Here is a 15,879-nt window from a genome sequence, read left to right on the forward strand (position 1 = left end):
GCCGGCGCGGGGGGGCGCCCCGCCCTGACTGCGGGAGGGCGGGCCGCACGTTCCAGGCCGACCGGGCCGGCGGCGCGTCCGGGGTGGGCGCCTGCCGATCCGGCCGGGGCCGGCCGGGCGGCCCGGCGGCACGGGGAGCCGACCGGCCACCCGGGGTCTTCGGGTGGTACTGACGAGCGGTACTGCGGGTGGTGCGGGTGGTGCGGTCCTGCGGGTGGTGCGGTCCGGGTGGGCGGCGAGCCCGGGGGGAGTCGCTCGCCGCCCACCCGGAGTTCCTGGGTTATCTCCGGCCCGACTGGCTGTCGTCGGGCCGGTCGGGCCGGTCGGTCCTGCTCGGGCGGACGTCGGGCAGGGGCGGCGCGCTCGGCGGCGCCGGGACGGTCACGCCGGGCCGGCCGGGCTTGGCCCCGTTGCCGCCGTTGCCCTTGTCCTGGCCCTTCTCTTGGCCCTTGTCCTGACCGTTGTCCTGGCCGTTGCCCTTGTTCTTGTCCTGCCCGTTGCCCCGGCCGTCCTCGGTGTTCCCCTTGCCCACGCCAGGGCCGGGGGTGGGCCGGCCGGGTTCGTGGGGCTGTGCGGTGGCGCCCGGGTGGTCGTCGTCCTCTTCGCCGAGCGCCTCCGCGCAGTAGTCCGCCACCTTCTCCGCCCCGCCGGCCGCCGCGACCAGCGGGCCGAACCGCGGCTCGGTGGCCGGTGACCGCTCGCCCCGGCCCGACCAGTCGGCGAAGCCGTGGCAGAGGGCGACCAGTCCGGGCGCGAGCGGCCGGGCACCGTGCCCCTCGGCGTCGCCGTCGCCGTCGGTATCGGTGGAGGGGGTGCCGGGCTTCGCGGCGGTGGACGGTCCGACCAGCTGCGGACCGCCCGAGGCGGAGCCGCCGCCGGACGGGCGGACGGACGAGGTGCCGGGCGCGGCACTGCCGGGCGAGGAGGCGGACGAACCGGCCGACGCATCGGCGGACGCGGTGCCGGGCGCACTGCCGGAGGGCCCGCCCGCGGCGGCGAGCGCGTGCTCGGGTGCGCCGGACCCGCCGCCCAGCGGGGACGGCAGGTTGCCGGTGCCGGCGGCGACCGCGACCCCGCACAGCGCGGTGGCGCCGAGCACGGCGGCAGTGGCCTTCGTGCTGAAGGCCCTGGCCAGCGCGGCGGTTGCCATCGATCGTCTCCGGACGGGTGTGGTCACTACGGGGTCGGGCGTGAGACGCGCCTCCCGGAACGCGGTCAGGGCGGCCTGCTCCCCGGCCAGTTCGTCGGCCGTCGCCGGGGCGGCGGCCGCGGCGAGGATCCGGGCGAGCGGCCCGGGACCGCCGTCCGGTCCGGTGAGCGAGGCGTCCTGCCCGGCCGGCGGGCCGCCCACGGCACCGCCGAGCAGATGCTCGGCAGCGTCACGGTCGATCCGACGGGATCGGTTGGTGCTCATCTCATGTCCTTCAGCGTCGCGGCCCGGCGTTCTGTCACACCTTGCGGAGAACTTTTTCCCGCAGGCTTTCCCGCGGATTTCCCCGTGGGCTTCCCGGCGGCCTTCCCCGCGGTTTCCTCGGCGGGTTCCTCGACGGGCCCCTCGGTACGGCGCCGGCCGGGCCGGCCGGGCCGCCGCACGGCCGGTTCGGCCTCGCGCGCGGCGGGGATCCCGACCCCGGCCGCGAAGGACTGCTCCAGCAGCGTGGCCAGTTTCCGCAGCCCCCGGTGGGCGGCCATCCGGACGCTGCCGGCCCGCTTGCCGAGCACCCGGGCGGCGCTCTCGGCGTCCAACTCCATGACCACCCGCAGCAGGACGGCCTCGGCCTGGTCGCGCGGCAGCCGGGAGATCAGCGCCAGCGCGTCGGCGGTGCCGACGGTGGCCAGCGCGGCGCCCGCGGTGTCGTCCCCGGCGGCCAGCCCGGCCAGGTACTCGAAGGGCAGGTCGGCGACCGGGCGGCGGCGCCGGGCGCGCAGGTGGTCGAGCGCGCGGTGACGCGCGACGGTGGCGGCCCAGCCGCGGAAGCCGTCCACGTCACCGGAGAAGCCGCCCAGGTCGCGGGCGATCTGCAGCCAGGTCTCGGAGGCGATGTCCTCGGCGTCCTGGGCGTCCTCGGGGCGGCCGCCGACCAGGACCCGCAGGTAGCGCAGCAGGCCCGGCTGGACGGTCCGGAACAGCAGCCGGAACGCCTCCTCGTCCCCGGCCTGGGCGGCCCGGACGGCCTCGGTCAGATCGGCGGGAGCGGGGGCCCGGCCCGCTGGCGGGCCGACGGAAGGGACTGGTCCGGACCGGCCGACGGGGCTGCCGGTGCCCGCTCCGGGGCGCTCTGCACTCTGCACCCGCCACATCATGGGCCATCCGGGCGAACGCGACCCCGCGAGCCGGGAGAAGTCGCAGGTCGGAGCGGCTGTCACGGCCCGCACCATGACAGCTGTCACGCGGATCCGGCAACGGACGACACTGCTCTGACGGAGGGTCGGACGGAAACACTGGAGGCACGACGCGGGCAGCGGCCCGCGGCCACCAGCAGGGAAGGAACCCGCCGTGAACCGGACCGTCACCATCACCGCCGCGACCACCGCCGAGGCCGGCGCGACCCCGAACCCGTCGGCCTCCGGGCTCCGCCCGCTCGCCATCGACGTGGTCGCCCCGCTGGCCGGCTACTACCTGCTGCACTCGGTCTGCGACCTGAGCGTGTTCGCCGCGCTGGCGTGGAGCAGCGCCATCCCGGCCGCCCGGACCGTGCTCGGCCTGCTGCGCGAGCACAGGCTCAACCTGTGGGCCGCGCTGATGCTGACCGTGAACCTGGCGGGCCTGGCGCTCACGTTCGTCACCGGCGACGCCCGGCTGATGATCGCCAAGGACGGCGGGCTGAGCGGCACCGTGGCGCTGGCCGTCCTGATCTCGGCGCTGGTCGGCCGGTCGGTGATGACCCCGGTGCTGATGCCCTTCCTCACCAAGGGCAAGCACGACCGGGCCGCCGCCTGGCAGCGGCTGGTCGAGGGCCGGGCGGCCGGCTCCCTGGCCTTCCGGCGCCACGAGCGGGTGTTCGCGGGTGTCTGGGGCACCGCGCTGCTGGCCGACTGCGTCGCCCGGGTGGTCGGCGCCTTCACCCTGCCGGTGGCGACCATGGCCTGGCTGTCCACCGTGTTCATGATCGGCGCGATCGCGGCCGGCGCGATGCTCGGTCGGATCGCGGCCGATCCGATGGAGAAGCTGGTCGCCGCCGAGACCGAAGCCCCGACCGCCGCCTGACCTCGCCTGCCATCTACCTGCCGCCCGGGGAAGCATCACCGCCCCCGGACGGTGCCCGAACCGGCCCCAACGCCGGGTGTCGGCGATCCGAACAGCACGGAACCATCCGGATCTCCCGGGAGTCCTTCATAACGAGGGGGTAACGGGACCCCCGGTCGAGGAAACGGGGCCCCATGAGCCGGACGCACGCGCTGACCACCACCGAGGACCGCACCCTCGTGTGGGACGGCTGCCTGAACGTCCGCGACCTGGGCGGACTGCCCACCGTCTCCGGCCGGCCGACCGCCCGCGGGGCGATAGTCCGGGCGGACAACCTGGACCGCCTCACCGCCGAGGGCTGGGACGCCCTCCTCGACCACGGTGTCCGCACCGTGGTCGACCTGCGCAACGCCGAGGAGTACAAGCCGCTCCTCCCGCTCCCCGAGGGCGTCGAGCTGGTCCGCGTCCCGCTGGACGAACTCGCCGGCCCCGCCTGGTGGGAGGCCTACGGCCGACTGGACGGCACCCCGCTCGCGCTCCGCCCCTACCTGGACCACTGCCCGCACGCCGCCGCCGCGCTGATCGCCGCCATCGCCGGCGCCCGCCCCGGCGGCCTGGTCGTGCACTGCGGCGCCGGCCGCGACCGCACCGGCCTGGCGGCCCTGCTGCTGCTCGCCCTGGCCGGCGTCGAACGGGCCGCGATCGTCGAGGACTACCAGCTCAGCGGCCCCAACGTCCGCCCGCTGTACGGGATGCTGGGCCTGCCGGACCAGTACCACCGGATCGACGCGGTGCTCGCCGAGGCCGGCACCACCGCCGAAGCCGCCCTGGCGGGCGCACTGGAGGGCCTCGACCCGGCGGGCCACCTGCTCGCCGCCGGGGCCACCCCCGCCGAGGTCGCCGCCGTCCGGGCCCGGCTGCTGCCCGCCGCGTAGCGGCCACCGGGCCTGGCCGGCTCCCGCAACTCGGCCACCTGGAAGTTGAGTTCGCGAGGCGGCTCGGCCTCGGGCAGGGCCGGGATCCGCGGCCCGCCCACCGGACGCCTCCGTTCCGCAGGGTCACCGAAGACTACTCATGCGCAGCGTCAACCGATGGTTGACGACCTGGGATCGACAACCTACGGTTGACGCATGGAGAATCCCGTCGTTCCCAACACCACTCCGCTGCGCCTCGACGACCTGATCGCCGCGATCAAGAAGGTCCACCCCGACGCGCTCGACCAGTTGTCCGACGCGGTCATCGCCGCCGACCACCTCGACGACCTCGCCGACCACCTGATCGGCCACTTCGTCGACCAGGCCCGCCGCTCCGGCGCGTCCTGGACCGACATCGGCCGCAGCATGGGCGTCAGCAAGCAGGCCGCCCAGAAGCGGTTCGTCCCCAAGGACCCGGGCACCCCCACCGACCTCGACCCCAGCCAGGGCTTCGCCCGGTTCACCGACCGGGCCCGGAGCGTCGTGATGGCCTCGCAGGAGGAGGCCAGGGCGGCCGGCAACGCCGAGATCACCGCCGAACACCTCCTGCTCGGCCTGCTCGCCGAACCGGAGGGCATCGGGCTCAAGGCGCTCGCCGCCCAGGGCGTCACCCCGGAGGCCGTCCGGGAGGCGGCCGCCGCCGCCCTGCCGGCCGCCACCGAGCAGGTGCCCGCGCTGATCCCGTACGACGCGCAGGGCAAGAAGGTGCTGGAACTGACCTTCCGCGAGGCGCTGAAGCTCGGGCACAACTACGTCGGCACCGAGCACATCCTGCTCGCCCTGCTGGAGCTGGAGAACGGCTCGGGCGTGCTCGCCGGCCTCGGCGTCGAGAAGTCCGAGGCGGAGACCTTCACCTCCGAGGCCATCAAGGCCATCATCGCCGCCCGGAACGCCGAGCAGGCGTGAGACGGGCCCGGCCCCGGGCGGAACTCCCGCCCGGGGCCGGTCGGTTGGGCCGGGGTGGGACTCAGAAGCCGGAGATGGGCGTGCTGACGATCCGCACCCGGCCGTCGGCGGCCGCCTCCAGCGCCGCCCGCAACCGGACCGAGCGGGCCGGGCCGAGGAGTTCCAGCGCCTCCTCGACGGTGGCCCATTGGTGCCGGTCCAGTTCACCGGCCGGGACGGTCACGGGGGTGCCGTCCGGGACGGTGCCGAAGTCGAACATCAAGTGCTGCGCCGGGTGGTCGAGTTCGGACGAGGGGTGGGTCCAGGAGATGGCCAGTAGATCCCCGGTCGCCTTGACGATGCCGGTCTCCTCCAGCAACTCCCGCGAGGCGCACTCCACCGGGCCCTCGCCGAGGTCGATCGTGCCGCCCGGGAACTGCCAGTACTCGCGGTACCCGGCCTTCACGATCAGGATCCGGCCGGACTCGTCCCGCAGCAGGCAGCCCGCCGCCGCGTAGATCCTGGGCAGGGACGCCAACCATTCCTCACGGGACTTCAAGGGCTCAGCCGTCACTGCGATCCTCCTGGGGCACGGTGGTTCTGCACCGCCCACTCTGCCACCGACCCGCCCGGGGCCGTCGGTTCAGCGCTGGGCCGTCGGTTCAGCGCTGGGCGGAGCGCAGGCCCACGCTCTCCTCGGCCAGGGCGGAGCTCCGGGAGGTTGCGAGAAGTTCCGCCGGAGCCGATGAGCCCGGACCGCCGGGCCGGTCCAAGCAGCATGGACACCACGCCGAAGCCCCCGACCGCCCCCGCCCTGACCTGCGACCTGACCTGCGACCTGGGCGCGCTGACCGCGCCCGACCTGGCCGTCGTCGACGCCCTCGCCCGGCTGCGGCTCGCCGCCGCTCGGCACGGGGTGGGCGTGGTGCTGCTGAACGCGAGCGGCCCGCTGCGGGAACTGCTCGCGTTCAGCGGGCTCGCGGCCCTGCTGCCGGGGGGCGTGGACCCCCTCGACCTCCGGGGGCTACTCGGCGGCCAGCCGGGGCGGGAGGCCGAACAGCGGGAAGAGCACGTCGGTGTCCAGGAAGTTGGTGAACCCGGTGATCCGGCCCGCTGACACCTCCAGCACGATCAGCGCCCACGGCTCGTGCCCGCCCGCCGGGCTCGGCCGGTACTGGGCGAAGGCCGGAGCGCCGTTGGCCGTCACCGGGACCAGCCGGGAGCCGCGGCAGCCGTGGCCCGGGCCGAGCATCCAGGCCCGGATCTCGCCCTGCCCCCGCAGCCACATCGCGTACGGCGGCATGTTGAGCGTGACGTCCTCGTGCAGCAGCGCGGCGAGGCCGTCCATGTCGTACGCCTCGAAGGCGCGGACGTAGCGGTCGAGCAGCGCGCGGTGGTCGTCGTCCAGGGCGGGGGCCGGACGGGCGACCGCGCCGTCCCCGGCGAGCACCGCGCGCGCCCGCTGCAGCGCGCTGTTCACCGAGGCCACCGTGACACCGAGCAGTTCGGCCACCTCGGCGGCCTTCCAGCCGAGCACCTCGCGCAGGATCAGCACGGCCCGCTGCCGGGGTGCGAGGCGCTGCAGCACGGCGACGAAGGCCAGCTTCACCGACTCGCGCCGGGCCGCCACCTCGGCCGGGTCGCCCGTCTCGGGCAGCACCCGGCCGTCCGGCGCGGGGCCGATCCACGTCACCTCGGGCAGCCGGGTGTCGCTCGCGGTGGCCACCGTCACCGGGCCGGCCAGGTCCATCGGGCGGGCCCGGTTGTTGCGGCCGTTCAGCGCGTCCAGGCACACGTTGGTGGCGATCCGGTACAGCCAGGAGCGCAGCGCGGCGCGGCCCTCGAAGCCGCGGTGGCCCCGCCAGGCGCGGACCATCGTCTCCTGCACCGCGTCCTCGGCCTCGAAGACCGAGCCGAGCATCCGGTAGCAGTAGCCCGTCAGCTCCGTCCGGTACCGCTCCAACTGGAGCTCGACCGGCTCCTCCGTGATCAGGTCGGCCATGGTGCGCCCCCGTCGTCCCGCCCCGTGCTGGTGAACGGCACGAAGGTACTCCAGCCCACTGACAACCGCCCGGCGCGCCCCCACACCGACCGCGAACCACCCCGGACACCCTCCGAGCACGCGTCGGGGGCGGGCGCCGGAACGCGGCGCCCGCCCCCGGACCCGGATCCGCTCAGTGGGCGGAGTGCTTCTCCGCGCCGCGGTGCCGGTGGCCCTTCAGCTCGGCGTGCATCGACGGGGCGGCGTGCCCCGCCGAGGCCGCCCGGTCGCGGCCACCGTGCCGGAAGGCGTCGGGCACGGCGTACCCGGCGGTGGCGGAGGACATGGCGTCGGCGCGCAGCATCGGCACCAGCCGGGTGGGCGCGGTCGCCATGCCGCGGCGCTCCAGCAGTTCCTGGGTGCCCCGGCGGAGCTGGGCGGTGCTGCCCGGTGTTCGCTTGGTCATCGTCGGCCTCCCTTCGGCGGTCACCGGCCGGACGGATGTCGACCGGAGGGGCCGGGGGCCGCACGGTCGTTATGTCCGGATTTTATCGGGGTTGCGCCCGGATGCCACCGGGAGATGCCACCGGGAACGGGCCTCGGCTTCCCCGAGCCGGGCCGGCCCGGGCCTCAGCCCATGACCTCGTGGACGAAGCACCAGCGCCAGTCCTCGCCCCGCTCGTACGAGCGGATCACCGGATGCGAGGTGTTGTGGAAGTGCGCGGTGGCGTGCCGCTGCGGCGAGAAGTCGCAGCAGCCGATGTGGCCGCAGTCCAGGCAGATCCGCAGGTGCACCCAGTCCCGGCGCCCCTGGGCCAGGCAGTCGGCGCAGCCGTCGACCGGGGGGAGGGGCTCGATGCCCTGGGGGGCCGCGGCGAGGTCTTCGCAGGCACTCATGCCCGCAGGGTAGTGACGGCCCGGCCGGCCCCGGCCTCAAGACACGCCGCGCGCCCGGTCGGCCTTCCCGGCGCCAGGGTGGTCCTGCCGCACCCAGGACCGCGGATCCCGGGAAAGCGCATCCCAGGAAGGCCGCACCCGGGACGCACACGGCCCTGGGCGAACCTCCGCCGCCCGCGCACAGTTGTCGTCGTCAGCCCCACCACCCTCCCAGGCCCAGGAGCCACCGATGAGCTACCCCGCCCTCGCCGCCCGCACCGCCGTCGTCACCGGAGCCGCCAGCGGCATGGGCGCGGCCACCGCACGCCTGCTCGCCGCCCACGGCGCCCGGGTCGCCCTGCTCGCCCGCCGCACCAACCGGCTCGACACCCTCGCGGCCGAGCTCACCGCCGCCGGCGGCCAGGCCCTCGCCGTCACCGCCGACATCACCGACCAGGCCTCCGTCGACGCCGCCGCCAAGGCCGTCCACGACGCCTACGGCCGGGTCGACCTGGTGGTCAACAGCGCCGGCGTGATGCTGCCCAACCCCCTCGCCGACGGCCGGACCGACGAGTGGACCCGCATGGTCGACACCAACCTCACCGGCGCTCTGCGGATCATCCGCGCCTTCGCCGACGACCTCACCGCGGCCGCCGCCGACGGCCGGGCCGCCGACCTGGTCAACGTCTCCTCCATCGCCTCGCGCGTCGTCTTCCCCAACTACGCCGTGTACGGCGCCACCAAGGCCGCGCTCACCCAGCTGTCCGCCGCCCTGCGCTCCGAACTCAGCCCCCGCGACGTCCGGGTCAGCTCCATCGAGCCCGGCCTGACCGACACCGAACTCGGCGGCCACATCGACAACCCCGCCCTGCGCGAACAGCTCGGCGGCATGTTCGCGGCCATCCCCGCACTCACCGCGGACGACCTCGCCGACCTGATCGCCTACACCGTCAGCCGCCCCCGGCACGTCAACCTGAGCCACACGGTCGTCGTGCCGACCCGGCAGGCGTAAGGCCGGTCCCCGAACTCCCCCGATCCGGGTCGGCTTCCGGGCTCCGGCTCCACCATCAGGGGAGGCATGGGAGCATGCCACCCGTGGCGATCGTGACGGGGAGAACGAACGGCGACACCGGCGGTGGCGACACCGCCGGCACGCCCGCACCGGCGGACACCGGCATACCGGCGAGCGCCGGAGCCGGCCGGGGCCCGGCCCGGGCGGTGTCCGAACCCGGCCGGATCCGGCAGCCCGTCGCCCTGATCCGGCTGCTCACCGGGCTCATCGCCATCGCGCTCACCCTGCTGCTCGCCGACTACGCCCGGGCCACCACCGGCGGCATCGCCGCCGACGTCGCCGAAGCCGCCGAACTGGTGCCCCGGCCGCTCGCCGGCCTCGCCGGCGGCCTCACCACCGCCGCCGTGCTGCTGGTTCCCGTCGTCCTCGCCGCCCGCCGCCTCCTCGGCCCCGACCGGCGACGCGCCCTCCAGCAGGTCTCCGACGGCCTGCTCGCCGCCGTCCTCGCCTACGGCGCCACCCTGCTCCTCGACCTGTGGGCCGACGGCGTCGCCCCCGCCTCCCTGCTCGCCGCCCTCACCCAGGCCCTGCCGGGCGGCGCCCTCGGCCACACCGAGCCCGTCTACGGCTACCTCGCGCCCGTCCTCGCCTTCATGACCGCCTCCGGCAACCGCGAACACCGGGCCCCCTGGGCCGTCCTCGCCCTCTCCGGCCTCGCCGGACTCGCCGGCGGGTACGCCACCCCCACCGCCCTGCTGCTCGGCCTGCTCATCGGCTGGACCGGCGCCCACGGCACCCTCTACGCCGTCGGCACCCCCGACCCGCTGCCCAGGCCCGGCGAGATCCTCCGGGCCCTGCGCGAGAGCGGCCTGCGCCCGGCCGAGGCCCACCCCGCCGGGCCCGACCGCTACCTGGTCCGGCAAGCCGACGACCGGCCCGACCTCGACGTCCAGCTCCTCGACCGGCAAGCCGTCACCGCCGCCGCCGTCCAACGCGCCTGGCGCCGCCTGCGGCTGCGCACCGCCCCCCACCCCCGGGCCCTGCGCTCCCCCCGCGCCGGCCTCGAACACGAGGCGCTCGTCACCTACGCGGCCCTCGCCGCCGGCGTCCGCACCCGCCGCATCGCCGCCACCGCCGGCCTCGGCCAGGACACCGCCCTCATCGCCTACGAACACCTCCCCGGACGCGCCCTCGACCGGCTCCCCGACGAGGAGGTCACCGACGACCTGCTGGCCGACGCCTGGCGGCAGCTCGCCCGCCTCCAGCGCCGGGAGATCGCCCACCGGGCGCTCGTCCCGTCCTCCCTGCTGGTGGACGCGACCGGCGCGGTGCACCTGGTCGACTTCGCCGACGGCGACATCGCGGCCAGCGAACTCGTGCTGCGCTGCGACATCGCCCAGCTGCTCACCACCCTCGCCCTGCGGGCCGGCACCGCCCGCTCCGTCCACACCGCCGTCACCGTCCTCGGCGCCGACACCGTCGAGGCCGCCCTCCCCCTCCTCCAGCCCATCGCCCTCGCCCGCACCACCCGCCACGCCCTCAAGCGCACCGCCCGCCCGACCGCCGCCCACCCGACCGCCGCCGCGCGCTCGGGCGGCCCGGCAGGCCCCGGGCCCGACGAGGCCGCCGGCGGCGGGGGCGGGCTGCTGGAGGAGATCCGGGCGGAGGTGCTGCGGACCAGGCCGCAGGCGGAGGTGCGGCCGGTGCGGTTGGAGCGGCTGCGGCCGCGGACCCTGCTGGCGGTGGTGGGCGGGGTGGTGGCCGGGTGGCTGCTGATCCCGCAACTGTTCGCGGCCGAGGACAACCCGATCTCGGCGGTGGCCGACGCCGATCCGGCGTGGCTGGCGCTGGCGCTGCTGGCGGCGGCGCTGAGCCACGTGACGGCGGCGATGGGGTTCGTCGGGTTCGTGCCGGAGCGGCTGGACTTCCGCAACGCGGTGCTGGCGCAGCTGGCCGGGGCGTTCGTGAAGCTGGTGTCGCCCGGGGGCGTCGGCGGGATCGCGCTGAACACCCGGCTGTTGCAGCGGGCCGGGATCCCGACCGCGCAGGCGCTGTCCAGCGTCGGGGTGGGGCAGTTGATCGGCCTGGTGCTGCACCTGCTCCAGCTGGGCGCCTTCGTCTACCTGCTGGACCTGCAACCGGGCGGTTCGGAGCTGGACGCGCTGCCCGCCGTGGTGGGCGGGCTGGCGGGGGCGGCGGCGCTGCTGGCGGTGGTCTCGGCGGTGCCGCCGGCCCGGCGCTGGCTGGCGGCCCGGCTGCGGCCGCTGACCACCGAGGTGCTGCCGCGGCTGCTGGACCTGCTGCGCAGCCCGGCCCGCCTGGCGGTGGGGCTGACCGGGCAACTGCTGGTGTCGATCTGCCTGATCGGCTGCCTGTACTGCTGCACCCGGGCGATCGGCCGGGAGCCGTCCTTCGCCTCGGTGGCGGTGGTGTTCCTGGTGGGCAACGCGGCGGGCAACGTGGCGCCGACCCCGGGCGGGGCCGGCGCGGTGGACGGGGCGCTGATCGCGCTGCTGCAGCAGACCGCGTCGATGGAGAAGGGCGGCGCGCTGGCGGCGGTGGCGATGTACCGCCTGCTGACGCTGATCCTGCCGGTGCTGCCGGGCTGGGCGGCGATGACCTGGCTGCAGCGCCGCCGGGCGCTGTAGCGCACCGGACGGCGCCCCGGACCGGGCCCGGCGGCGGCTACTCGCGGTACTCGTCCTCGTCGAGCTGGACGACGCGGCTCTGCTCGGCGGCGTCGGCGACATCGGTGGCCGGGTCGGCTCCGACGGCCCGGCGTTCGGCCACCTCGTCGTACTCGTCGCCCTCGGGTGCCTCGTCGTCGGATTCGACGGTCTCGACGGCCTCGTCGATCAGGTAGTCCTCGTGATTCTGCGGCATGGCGTCCGTCCTCACTGTTCGGAGGCGCTGTCCGGAGGCTCCCACGGGCGCGGGGGCGGTACTGGCAGTATCCGTCGCCGGGCGGCCGGGCGCGATCGCGCCGGGGCGGCCCCGCGGCACCCGGGCCGCCGGCCGGCACGGAACGCGCCGCAGGCCACCGGGGGTACGATCGGTGCCGTACCAAGGGCTTACCCACACCCACCCGGTGGCCCCGAGGCCCTTACGAACGACGGGGAAATCATGTCCGGCTCGCACTACTTCACCGGTGCACCCGAGGTCGCCAGCGAGCGCCGGCCGATCACGGTCTCCCTGCCGGACCTCACCCTCGAACTGACCACCGACACCGGAGTGTTCTCGCGCGGCCGGCTCGACCCGGGCACCCGGATCCTGCTGGAGCACGCCCCGCAACCGCGGGTGCGCGGCCCGATCCTGGACGTCGGCTGCGGCTACGGCCCGATCGCGCTGACCTGGGCGAGCCGGCGCAGGCGGCTGCCGGTCTGGGCGGTGGACGTGAACGAGCGCGCGCTGGAACTGGTGCGGCTGAACGCCGAGGCACTCCGGCTGGGCAACGTCCAGGCCGCGCTGCCCGAGGACGTCCCGCAGGACGTGCGGTTCGCCACCATCTACTCCAACCCGCCGATCCGGATCGGCAAGGCCGAGCTGCGCCGGCTGCTCACGCACTGGCTCGGCCGGCTGACCCCGGACGGCTCGGCGTTCCTGGTGGTGCAGAAGCACCTGGGCTCGGACTCGCTGCAGAAGTGGCTGAACGAGCAGGGCTACCCGACCACCCGGGTCGCGTCGGTCAACGGGTTCCGGATTCTGGAAGCACGACCCCGCCCGGAGCCGGGCGAGGGTACGGAGAGTGGACGGGGAACGTCGTCGTGAAGCAGTTGCGCGGGACCGAACTGAAGCGACTGCACCGCTCGTGGCGGCGCAGCAACGAGTTCCGGCTCGCGATGATCCTGGAGAACCTGCAGTCGCCGTTCAACGTCGGCTCGGTGGTCCGGACCGGGGCCGCGATGGGCGCCGAGAAGCTGTACCTGGCCGGGGAGACCCCGTCGGTGCGCTCCTCGGGCGCGCAGAAGGCCGCGATGGGCACCGACAAGTACCTGAAGGTGGAGCACTTCCCGACGATCGCGGAGGCGGTCGCGGCGGCGAAGGCGGACGGCTTCAAGGTGGTCGGCCTGGAGCTGGCGGACGAGGCGGTGCCGATGTTCGCCGCCGAACTGACCCCGGCGGTGGCCTTCGTGCTGGGGCACGAGGACCGCGGGATCACCCCCGACGCGCTGGCGCTCTGCGACCAGGTGGTGTTCGTGCCGCAGCTGGGCCGGGTCGGCTCGCTGAACGTGTCGGCGGCCGCGACGGTGGCCTGCTACGAGGCGCGCCGCCAGGGGTACGCGATCAGCGGCACCCCGGACGGCACCGACCTCGGCGACCTCGGCGGGGCCGACGACGAGTAGGACCTGATCCGATCCGGAGGGGTGTGCCGAAAGGCCCACCCCTCCGGTCGTTTCCGTCTGCCATCTCTGCCGAACGGCAGATGTGCCCGGCCGCCCGCGCCGGAAGCATGGCGGACATGACGGAACTCCGGATCCTCGACCTGACCAAGGAGTACCGCGGCGGCAAGCGCGCGGTGGACTCGTTCTCGCTGACGCTGCGGCCCGGCGTGCTCGGCCTGCTCGGTGCCAACGGCGCCGGGAAGTCCAGCCTGATGCGCATCCTGGCCACGGTCACCCGGCCCACCTCCGGGCAGGTGCTCTGGGACGGCGCGGACACCGCCCGCCGGCCCGGCCCGCTGCGCCGCACGGTCGGCTACCTGCCGCAGGACTTCGACGGCTACCCGCAGCTCACCGCCCGCGAGTTCCTCGCCTACCTGGCCGCCGCCAAGGGCCTGCGGCGGCGCCGTGCGAAGGCCCGGATCGACGAACTGCTCGACCTGGTCAACCTGTCCGGCGCGGCCGGGCAGCGGCTGGGGGCGATGTCCGGCGGGATGCGCCAGCGTGTCGGCATCGCGCAGGCGCTGCTGAACGACCCGGCACTGCTGATCGTCGACGAGCCGACCGTCGGGCTCGACCCGGAGGAGCGGCTGCGCTTCGGCGGCCTGCTGACCGGGCTCGGCGCCGAACGGATCGTCGTGCTGTCCACCCACATCGTCTCCGACGTGGCCGCCACCGCCGACCGGATCGCCGTGATGGGGCACGGCCGGCTGCTGCACCACGGCACCCCGGAGGACCTGCTGCGGGGCGCGGCGGGCTCGGTCTGGGAGCTGACCGTGGCCGCCGACCGGCTCCCGGCGCTGCGCTCGCGGTTCCTGCTGGGCGCCACCACCCGCACCCCGCAGGGCGTCCGGGTCCGGGTGCTGTCCCCGCACCCTCCCGCGCCGGAGGCCGAGCCCGTCCCGCCCCGGCTGGACGACGCGTACCTGCTGCTCACCGCCGCCCAGGCCGGGCCCGAGCGGGTGGCGGCGTGACGGCCGGCCTCTGGGCGCTCCCGCTCGCCGACTTCCGGGAGCGCCGCCGACGGCCCGGGTACCTGGCGGTGCTGCTCGGCACGCTCGCGCTCGGACTGCTGGCCGCGCCGGTCGGCGACTCCCGCTGGACGGTGTTCCAGGTCACCGACCTGCACGGCCGCTACACCAGCGGCTACGTGGGGACGGTGACTGCGCTCGGCGGCGCGGTCTGGCTGTCACTGGCCGGCTTCGGCATCGCCCGGGGGTCGATCGGGCGGGACGAGCGGAGCGGCGTGGGCAGGTTGCTCGCCGCCACCCCGCTGACCCGGATCGGCTACCTGGCGGGCAAGTTCGGCAGCAACCTGCTGCTGTTCGGCTCGATGCTGCTGGCCCTGGCCGGGACGGCCCTCGGCGTGCAGCTGGTCAAGGGCGACTCCGGGCACGTGGACGTGCTGCGGCTGCTGCTGCCGTACGTGCTGATCACGCTGCCGCTGCTGGCCGCGGTCGCCGGGTGCGCGGTGCTCTTCGACACCCTGCCCGGGCTGCGCGGCGGGCTCGGGGCACTGGTGTGGTTCGCGGTCTGGCTGGTCGCCGTGCTCGGCGCGCAGGCGGGCGGCGGGCCCGACCTGCTGGGCATGCGCCGGATCACCGCGTCGATCCGGGAGGCGATCGCGGCCGGCGGGCGGTCGGCGGACGGGGTCGAGTTCGGGGTCGGGCTCACCGCGGACAACCGGGTGCTGGGCACCTTCGACTGGCCCGGCCTCGGCCCCGGCGAGGCGGGCTCGCAGGCCGCCGGGGCGCTGCTGCTGACCGCCGTCGCGGTGGGGCTGGCGCTGCTCGGGGCACTCTGGTTCCGGCGCTTCGACGGGGAGGGGCCGCGCCCGGCCGCCGGGGCGTCCGGAGCCGTCCGGACCGACGGCCCCGCGCCCGGAGCCGGGGTCGCTCCCGGCGCGGCCGCCTTCGCCCTCGACCCGGCCCGGCCGACCCCGGCCCCGGCACGCCGGGGCGGCGCGGTGCTCGCCGCCCTCGCGGGCGAACTGCGGATCCTGGTGCAGGGCCAACGGCTGTGGTGGGCCGGGGCGGTAGCCCTCGCCGCACTCGCGGCATGGGTCGCCCCGGACGGCCCGAGCCACCCGGTGCTGCCGTTCGCGATGCTCTGGCCGGTGCTGCTGTGGTCCCGGATGGGCCACCGGGCGGGAGGCGGCAGCACCGGCGAACTGCTCGGCACCTGCCCCTCGCCCCTGCGCCGGGGGCTGGCCGCCCTGCTCGCCGGGGTCGTCCCCGCCCTCGCCGTGGTAGCCGTGCCCGCTGCCCGGCTGCTCGCCGCCGGGCAGCCCCGGGCCGCCGCAGGCGCCCTGGCCGGGGCGCTGCTGATACCCGCCCTGGCACTGCTCTGCGGGGCCGTCACGGGCGGGCCGCGGCTGTTCCAGTCGCTCTACCCGATGCTCTGGTACGGGATGATCAGCCATGTCTCCGGGCTGGACTTCCTCGGCGTCTCCGGGGAGCGTGCCCCGGCCCCGACCGCGGTGGCCGCCGTCGCCGCCGCACTGGCACTCGGCGCGCTCGCCCTGGGCGCGGTCCGCGAGGCCGCCCGCTGACCGCCACCGCGCGGCGGTGGTCAGCGCAGCGTCA

General features: G+C 75.8%; 17 protein-coding genes. 10 read left to right on the forward strand and 7 right to left on the reverse strand.

The features are described from left to right. Window positions 1-280: 280 nt before the first annotated feature. Together ACFWPT_RS37865 and ACFWPT_RS37870 are read right to left on the reverse strand one after the other, a co-directional pair. Window positions 281-1,414 (reverse strand): hypothetical protein, encoded by a 1,134-nt coding sequence (locus tag ACFWPT_RS37865; protein WP_380487398.1) that lies wholly within the window; start codon window positions 1,412-1,414, stop codon window positions 281-283. Continuing rightward, window positions 1,411-2,292, reverse strand: coding sequence for an RNA polymerase sigma factor (locus ACFWPT_RS37870; protein WP_380487400.1), 882 nt, complete (start codon window positions 2,290-2,292; stop codon window positions 1,411-1,413). The genes ACFWPT_RS37865 and ACFWPT_RS37870 overlap by 4 nt, the downstream gene beginning before the upstream one ends. Window positions 2,293-2,497: 205 nt before the next feature. Here ACFWPT_RS37870 and ACFWPT_RS37875 point away from each other — a divergent pair, with 205 nt between their 5' ends. The 3 genes from ACFWPT_RS37875 (at window position 2,498) to ACFWPT_RS37885 (ending at window position 5,067) form a co-directional block, all read left to right on the forward strand. Continuing rightward, window positions 2,498-3,208, forward strand: coding sequence for a VC0807 family protein (locus ACFWPT_RS37875; protein ID WP_380487402.1), 711 nt, complete (start codon window positions 2,498-2,500; stop codon window positions 3,206-3,208). A gap of 173 nt (window positions 3,209-3,381) precedes the next feature. Next, window positions 3,382-4,122, forward strand: coding sequence for a tyrosine-protein phosphatase (locus ACFWPT_RS37880; RefSeq protein WP_380487406.1), 741 nt, complete (start codon window positions 3,382-3,384; stop codon window positions 4,120-4,122). Between the two features lie 195 nt (window positions 4,123-4,317). Continuing rightward, entirely contained in the window at window positions 4,318-5,067 is a 750-nt protein-coding gene (locus tag ACFWPT_RS37885; protein ID WP_380378858.1) for a Clp protease N-terminal domain-containing protein, read from the forward strand. Window positions 5,068-5,128: 61 nt separating this feature from the next. Here the strand turns inward: ACFWPT_RS37885 and ACFWPT_RS37890 are convergent, their stop codons facing one another. Further along, window positions 5,129-5,620 (reverse strand): NUDIX hydrolase, encoded by a 492-nt coding sequence (locus ACFWPT_RS37890; RefSeq protein ID WP_063348748.1) that lies wholly within the window; start codon window positions 5,618-5,620, stop codon window positions 5,129-5,131. 204 nt (window positions 5,621-5,824) lie between these two features. Here ACFWPT_RS37890 and ACFWPT_RS37895 point away from each other — a divergent pair, with 204 nt between their 5' ends. Beyond that, the gene (locus ACFWPT_RS37895; RefSeq protein WP_380487409.1) at window positions 5,825-6,163 is read left to right on the forward strand and encodes an STAS domain-containing protein; all 339 of its coding nucleotides are present in this window, start codon (window positions 5,825-5,827) and stop codon (window positions 6,161-6,163) included. Here ACFWPT_RS37895 and ACFWPT_RS37900 read toward each other — a convergent pair. From ACFWPT_RS37900 to ACFWPT_RS37910, 3 genes are all read right to left on the reverse strand, one after another. Then, the gene (locus ACFWPT_RS37900; RefSeq protein ID WP_380487411.1) at window positions 6,071-7,048 is read right to left on the reverse strand and encodes a sigma-70 family RNA polymerase sigma factor; all 978 of its coding nucleotides are present in this window, start codon (window positions 7,046-7,048) and stop codon (window positions 6,071-6,073) included. The genes ACFWPT_RS37895 and ACFWPT_RS37900 overlap by 93 nt on opposite strands. A 172-nt stretch (window positions 7,049-7,220) precedes the next feature. After that, window positions 7,221-7,493, reverse strand: a complete 273-nt coding sequence (locus ACFWPT_RS37905) for a hypothetical protein (protein WP_063348746.1) — start codon at window positions 7,491-7,493, stop codon at window positions 7,221-7,223. A 164-nt stretch (window positions 7,494-7,657) separates the two neighbouring features. Beyond that, complete coding sequence (locus ACFWPT_RS37910; protein ID WP_063348745.1) at window positions 7,658-7,924, reverse strand: UBP-type zinc finger domain-containing protein; 267 nt, start codon at window positions 7,922-7,924, stop codon at window positions 7,658-7,660. 229 nt (window positions 7,925-8,153) lie between these two features. Between ACFWPT_RS37910 and ACFWPT_RS37915 the strand changes: the two genes are divergently transcribed. Continuing rightward, a complete protein-coding gene (locus ACFWPT_RS37915; RefSeq protein WP_380487413.1) occupies window positions 8,154-8,915 on the forward strand; it encodes an SDR family oxidoreductase in 762 nt (253 codons plus the stop codon). 83 nt (window positions 8,916-8,998) lie between these two features. Further along, window positions 8,999-11,563, forward strand: a complete 2,565-nt coding sequence (locus ACFWPT_RS37920; protein ID WP_380487416.1) for a lysylphosphatidylglycerol synthase domain-containing protein — start codon at window positions 8,999-9,001, stop codon at window positions 11,561-11,563. Between the two features lie 37 nt (window positions 11,564-11,600). On the opposite strand, the gene ACFWPT_RS37925 is transcribed toward ACFWPT_RS37920, so the two are convergent. Next, complete coding sequence (locus ACFWPT_RS37925; protein ID WP_063348742.1) at window positions 11,601-11,798, reverse strand: hypothetical protein; 198 nt, start codon at window positions 11,796-11,798, stop codon at window positions 11,601-11,603. A gap of 240 nt (window positions 11,799-12,038) precedes the next feature. Here ACFWPT_RS37925 and ACFWPT_RS37930 point away from each other — a divergent pair, with 240 nt between their 5' ends. The 4 genes from ACFWPT_RS37930 to ACFWPT_RS37945 all read left to right on the forward strand — a co-directional run bounded on the left by ACFWPT_RS37930 (window position 12,039) and on the right by ACFWPT_RS37945 (window position 15,845). Beyond that, a complete protein-coding gene (locus tag ACFWPT_RS37930; RefSeq protein WP_380335744.1) occupies window positions 12,039-12,683 on the forward strand; it encodes a class I SAM-dependent methyltransferase in 645 nt (214 codons plus the stop codon). Continuing rightward, complete coding sequence (locus ACFWPT_RS37935; RefSeq protein WP_350878299.1) at window positions 12,680-13,258, forward strand: TrmH family RNA methyltransferase; 579 nt, start codon at window positions 12,680-12,682, stop codon at window positions 13,256-13,258. The genes ACFWPT_RS37930 and ACFWPT_RS37935 overlap by 4 nt, the downstream gene beginning before the upstream one ends. A gap of 107 nt (window positions 13,259-13,365) precedes the next feature. Then, window positions 13,366-14,268, forward strand: a complete 903-nt coding sequence (locus ACFWPT_RS37940) for an ABC transporter ATP-binding protein (RefSeq protein WP_380487418.1) — start codon at window positions 13,366-13,368, stop codon at window positions 14,266-14,268. Further along, complete coding sequence (locus ACFWPT_RS37945) at window positions 14,265-15,845, forward strand: ABC transporter permease (RefSeq protein WP_380487420.1); 1,581 nt, start codon at window positions 14,265-14,267, stop codon at window positions 15,843-15,845. The genes ACFWPT_RS37940 and ACFWPT_RS37945 overlap by 4 nt, the downstream gene beginning before the upstream one ends. Window positions 15,846-15,879: the final 34 nt, after the last annotated feature.

The sequence above is a fragment of the Kitasatospora sp. NPDC058478 genome, assembly GCF_042720345.1.
Lineage (GTDB): Bacteria > Actinomycetota > Actinomycetes > Streptomycetales > Streptomycetaceae > Kitasatospora.

Bases quoted from the DNA above. Each gene is read 5' to 3' on its own strand.
- ACFWPT_RS37910 (WP_063348745.1), bottom strand. From the start codon at position 7,924: ATGAGTGCCTGCGAAGACCTCGCCGCGGCCCCCCAGGGCATCGAGCCC.
- ACFWPT_RS37930 (WP_380335744.1), top strand. From the start codon at position 12,039: ATGTCCGGCTCGCACTACTTCACCGGTGCACCCGAGGTCGCCAGCGAG.
- ACFWPT_RS37915 (WP_380487413.1), top strand. From the start codon at position 8,154: ATGAGCTACCCCGCCCTCGCCGCCCGCACCGCCGTCGTCACCGGAGCC.
- ACFWPT_RS37900 (WP_380487411.1), bottom strand. From the start codon at position 7,048: ATGGCCGACCTGATCACGGAGGAGCCGGTCGAGCTCCAGTTGGAGCGG.
- ACFWPT_RS37885 (WP_380378858.1), top strand. From the start codon at position 4,318: ATGGAGAATCCCGTCGTTCCCAACACCACTCCGCTGCGCCTCGACGAC.
- ACFWPT_RS37895 (WP_380487409.1), top strand. From the start codon at position 5,825: ATGGACACCACGCCGAAGCCCCCGACCGCCCCCGCCCTGACCTGCGAC.
- ACFWPT_RS37925 (WP_063348742.1), bottom strand. From the start codon at position 11,798: ATGCCGCAGAATCACGAGGACTACCTGATCGACGAGGCCGTCGAGACC.
- ACFWPT_RS37905 (WP_063348746.1), bottom strand. From the start codon at position 7,493: ATGACCAAGCGAACACCGGGCAGCACCGCCCAGCTCCGCCGGGGCACC.
- ACFWPT_RS37865 (WP_380487398.1), bottom strand. From the start codon at position 1,414: ATGAGCACCAACCGATCCCGTCGGATCGACCGTGACGCTGCCGAGCAT.
- ACFWPT_RS37880 (WP_380487406.1), top strand. From the start codon at position 3,382: ATGAGCCGGACGCACGCGCTGACCACCACCGAGGACCGCACCCTCGTG.
- ACFWPT_RS37940 (WP_380487418.1), top strand. From the start codon at position 13,366: ATGGCGGACATGACGGAACTCCGGATCCTCGACCTGACCAAGGAGTAC.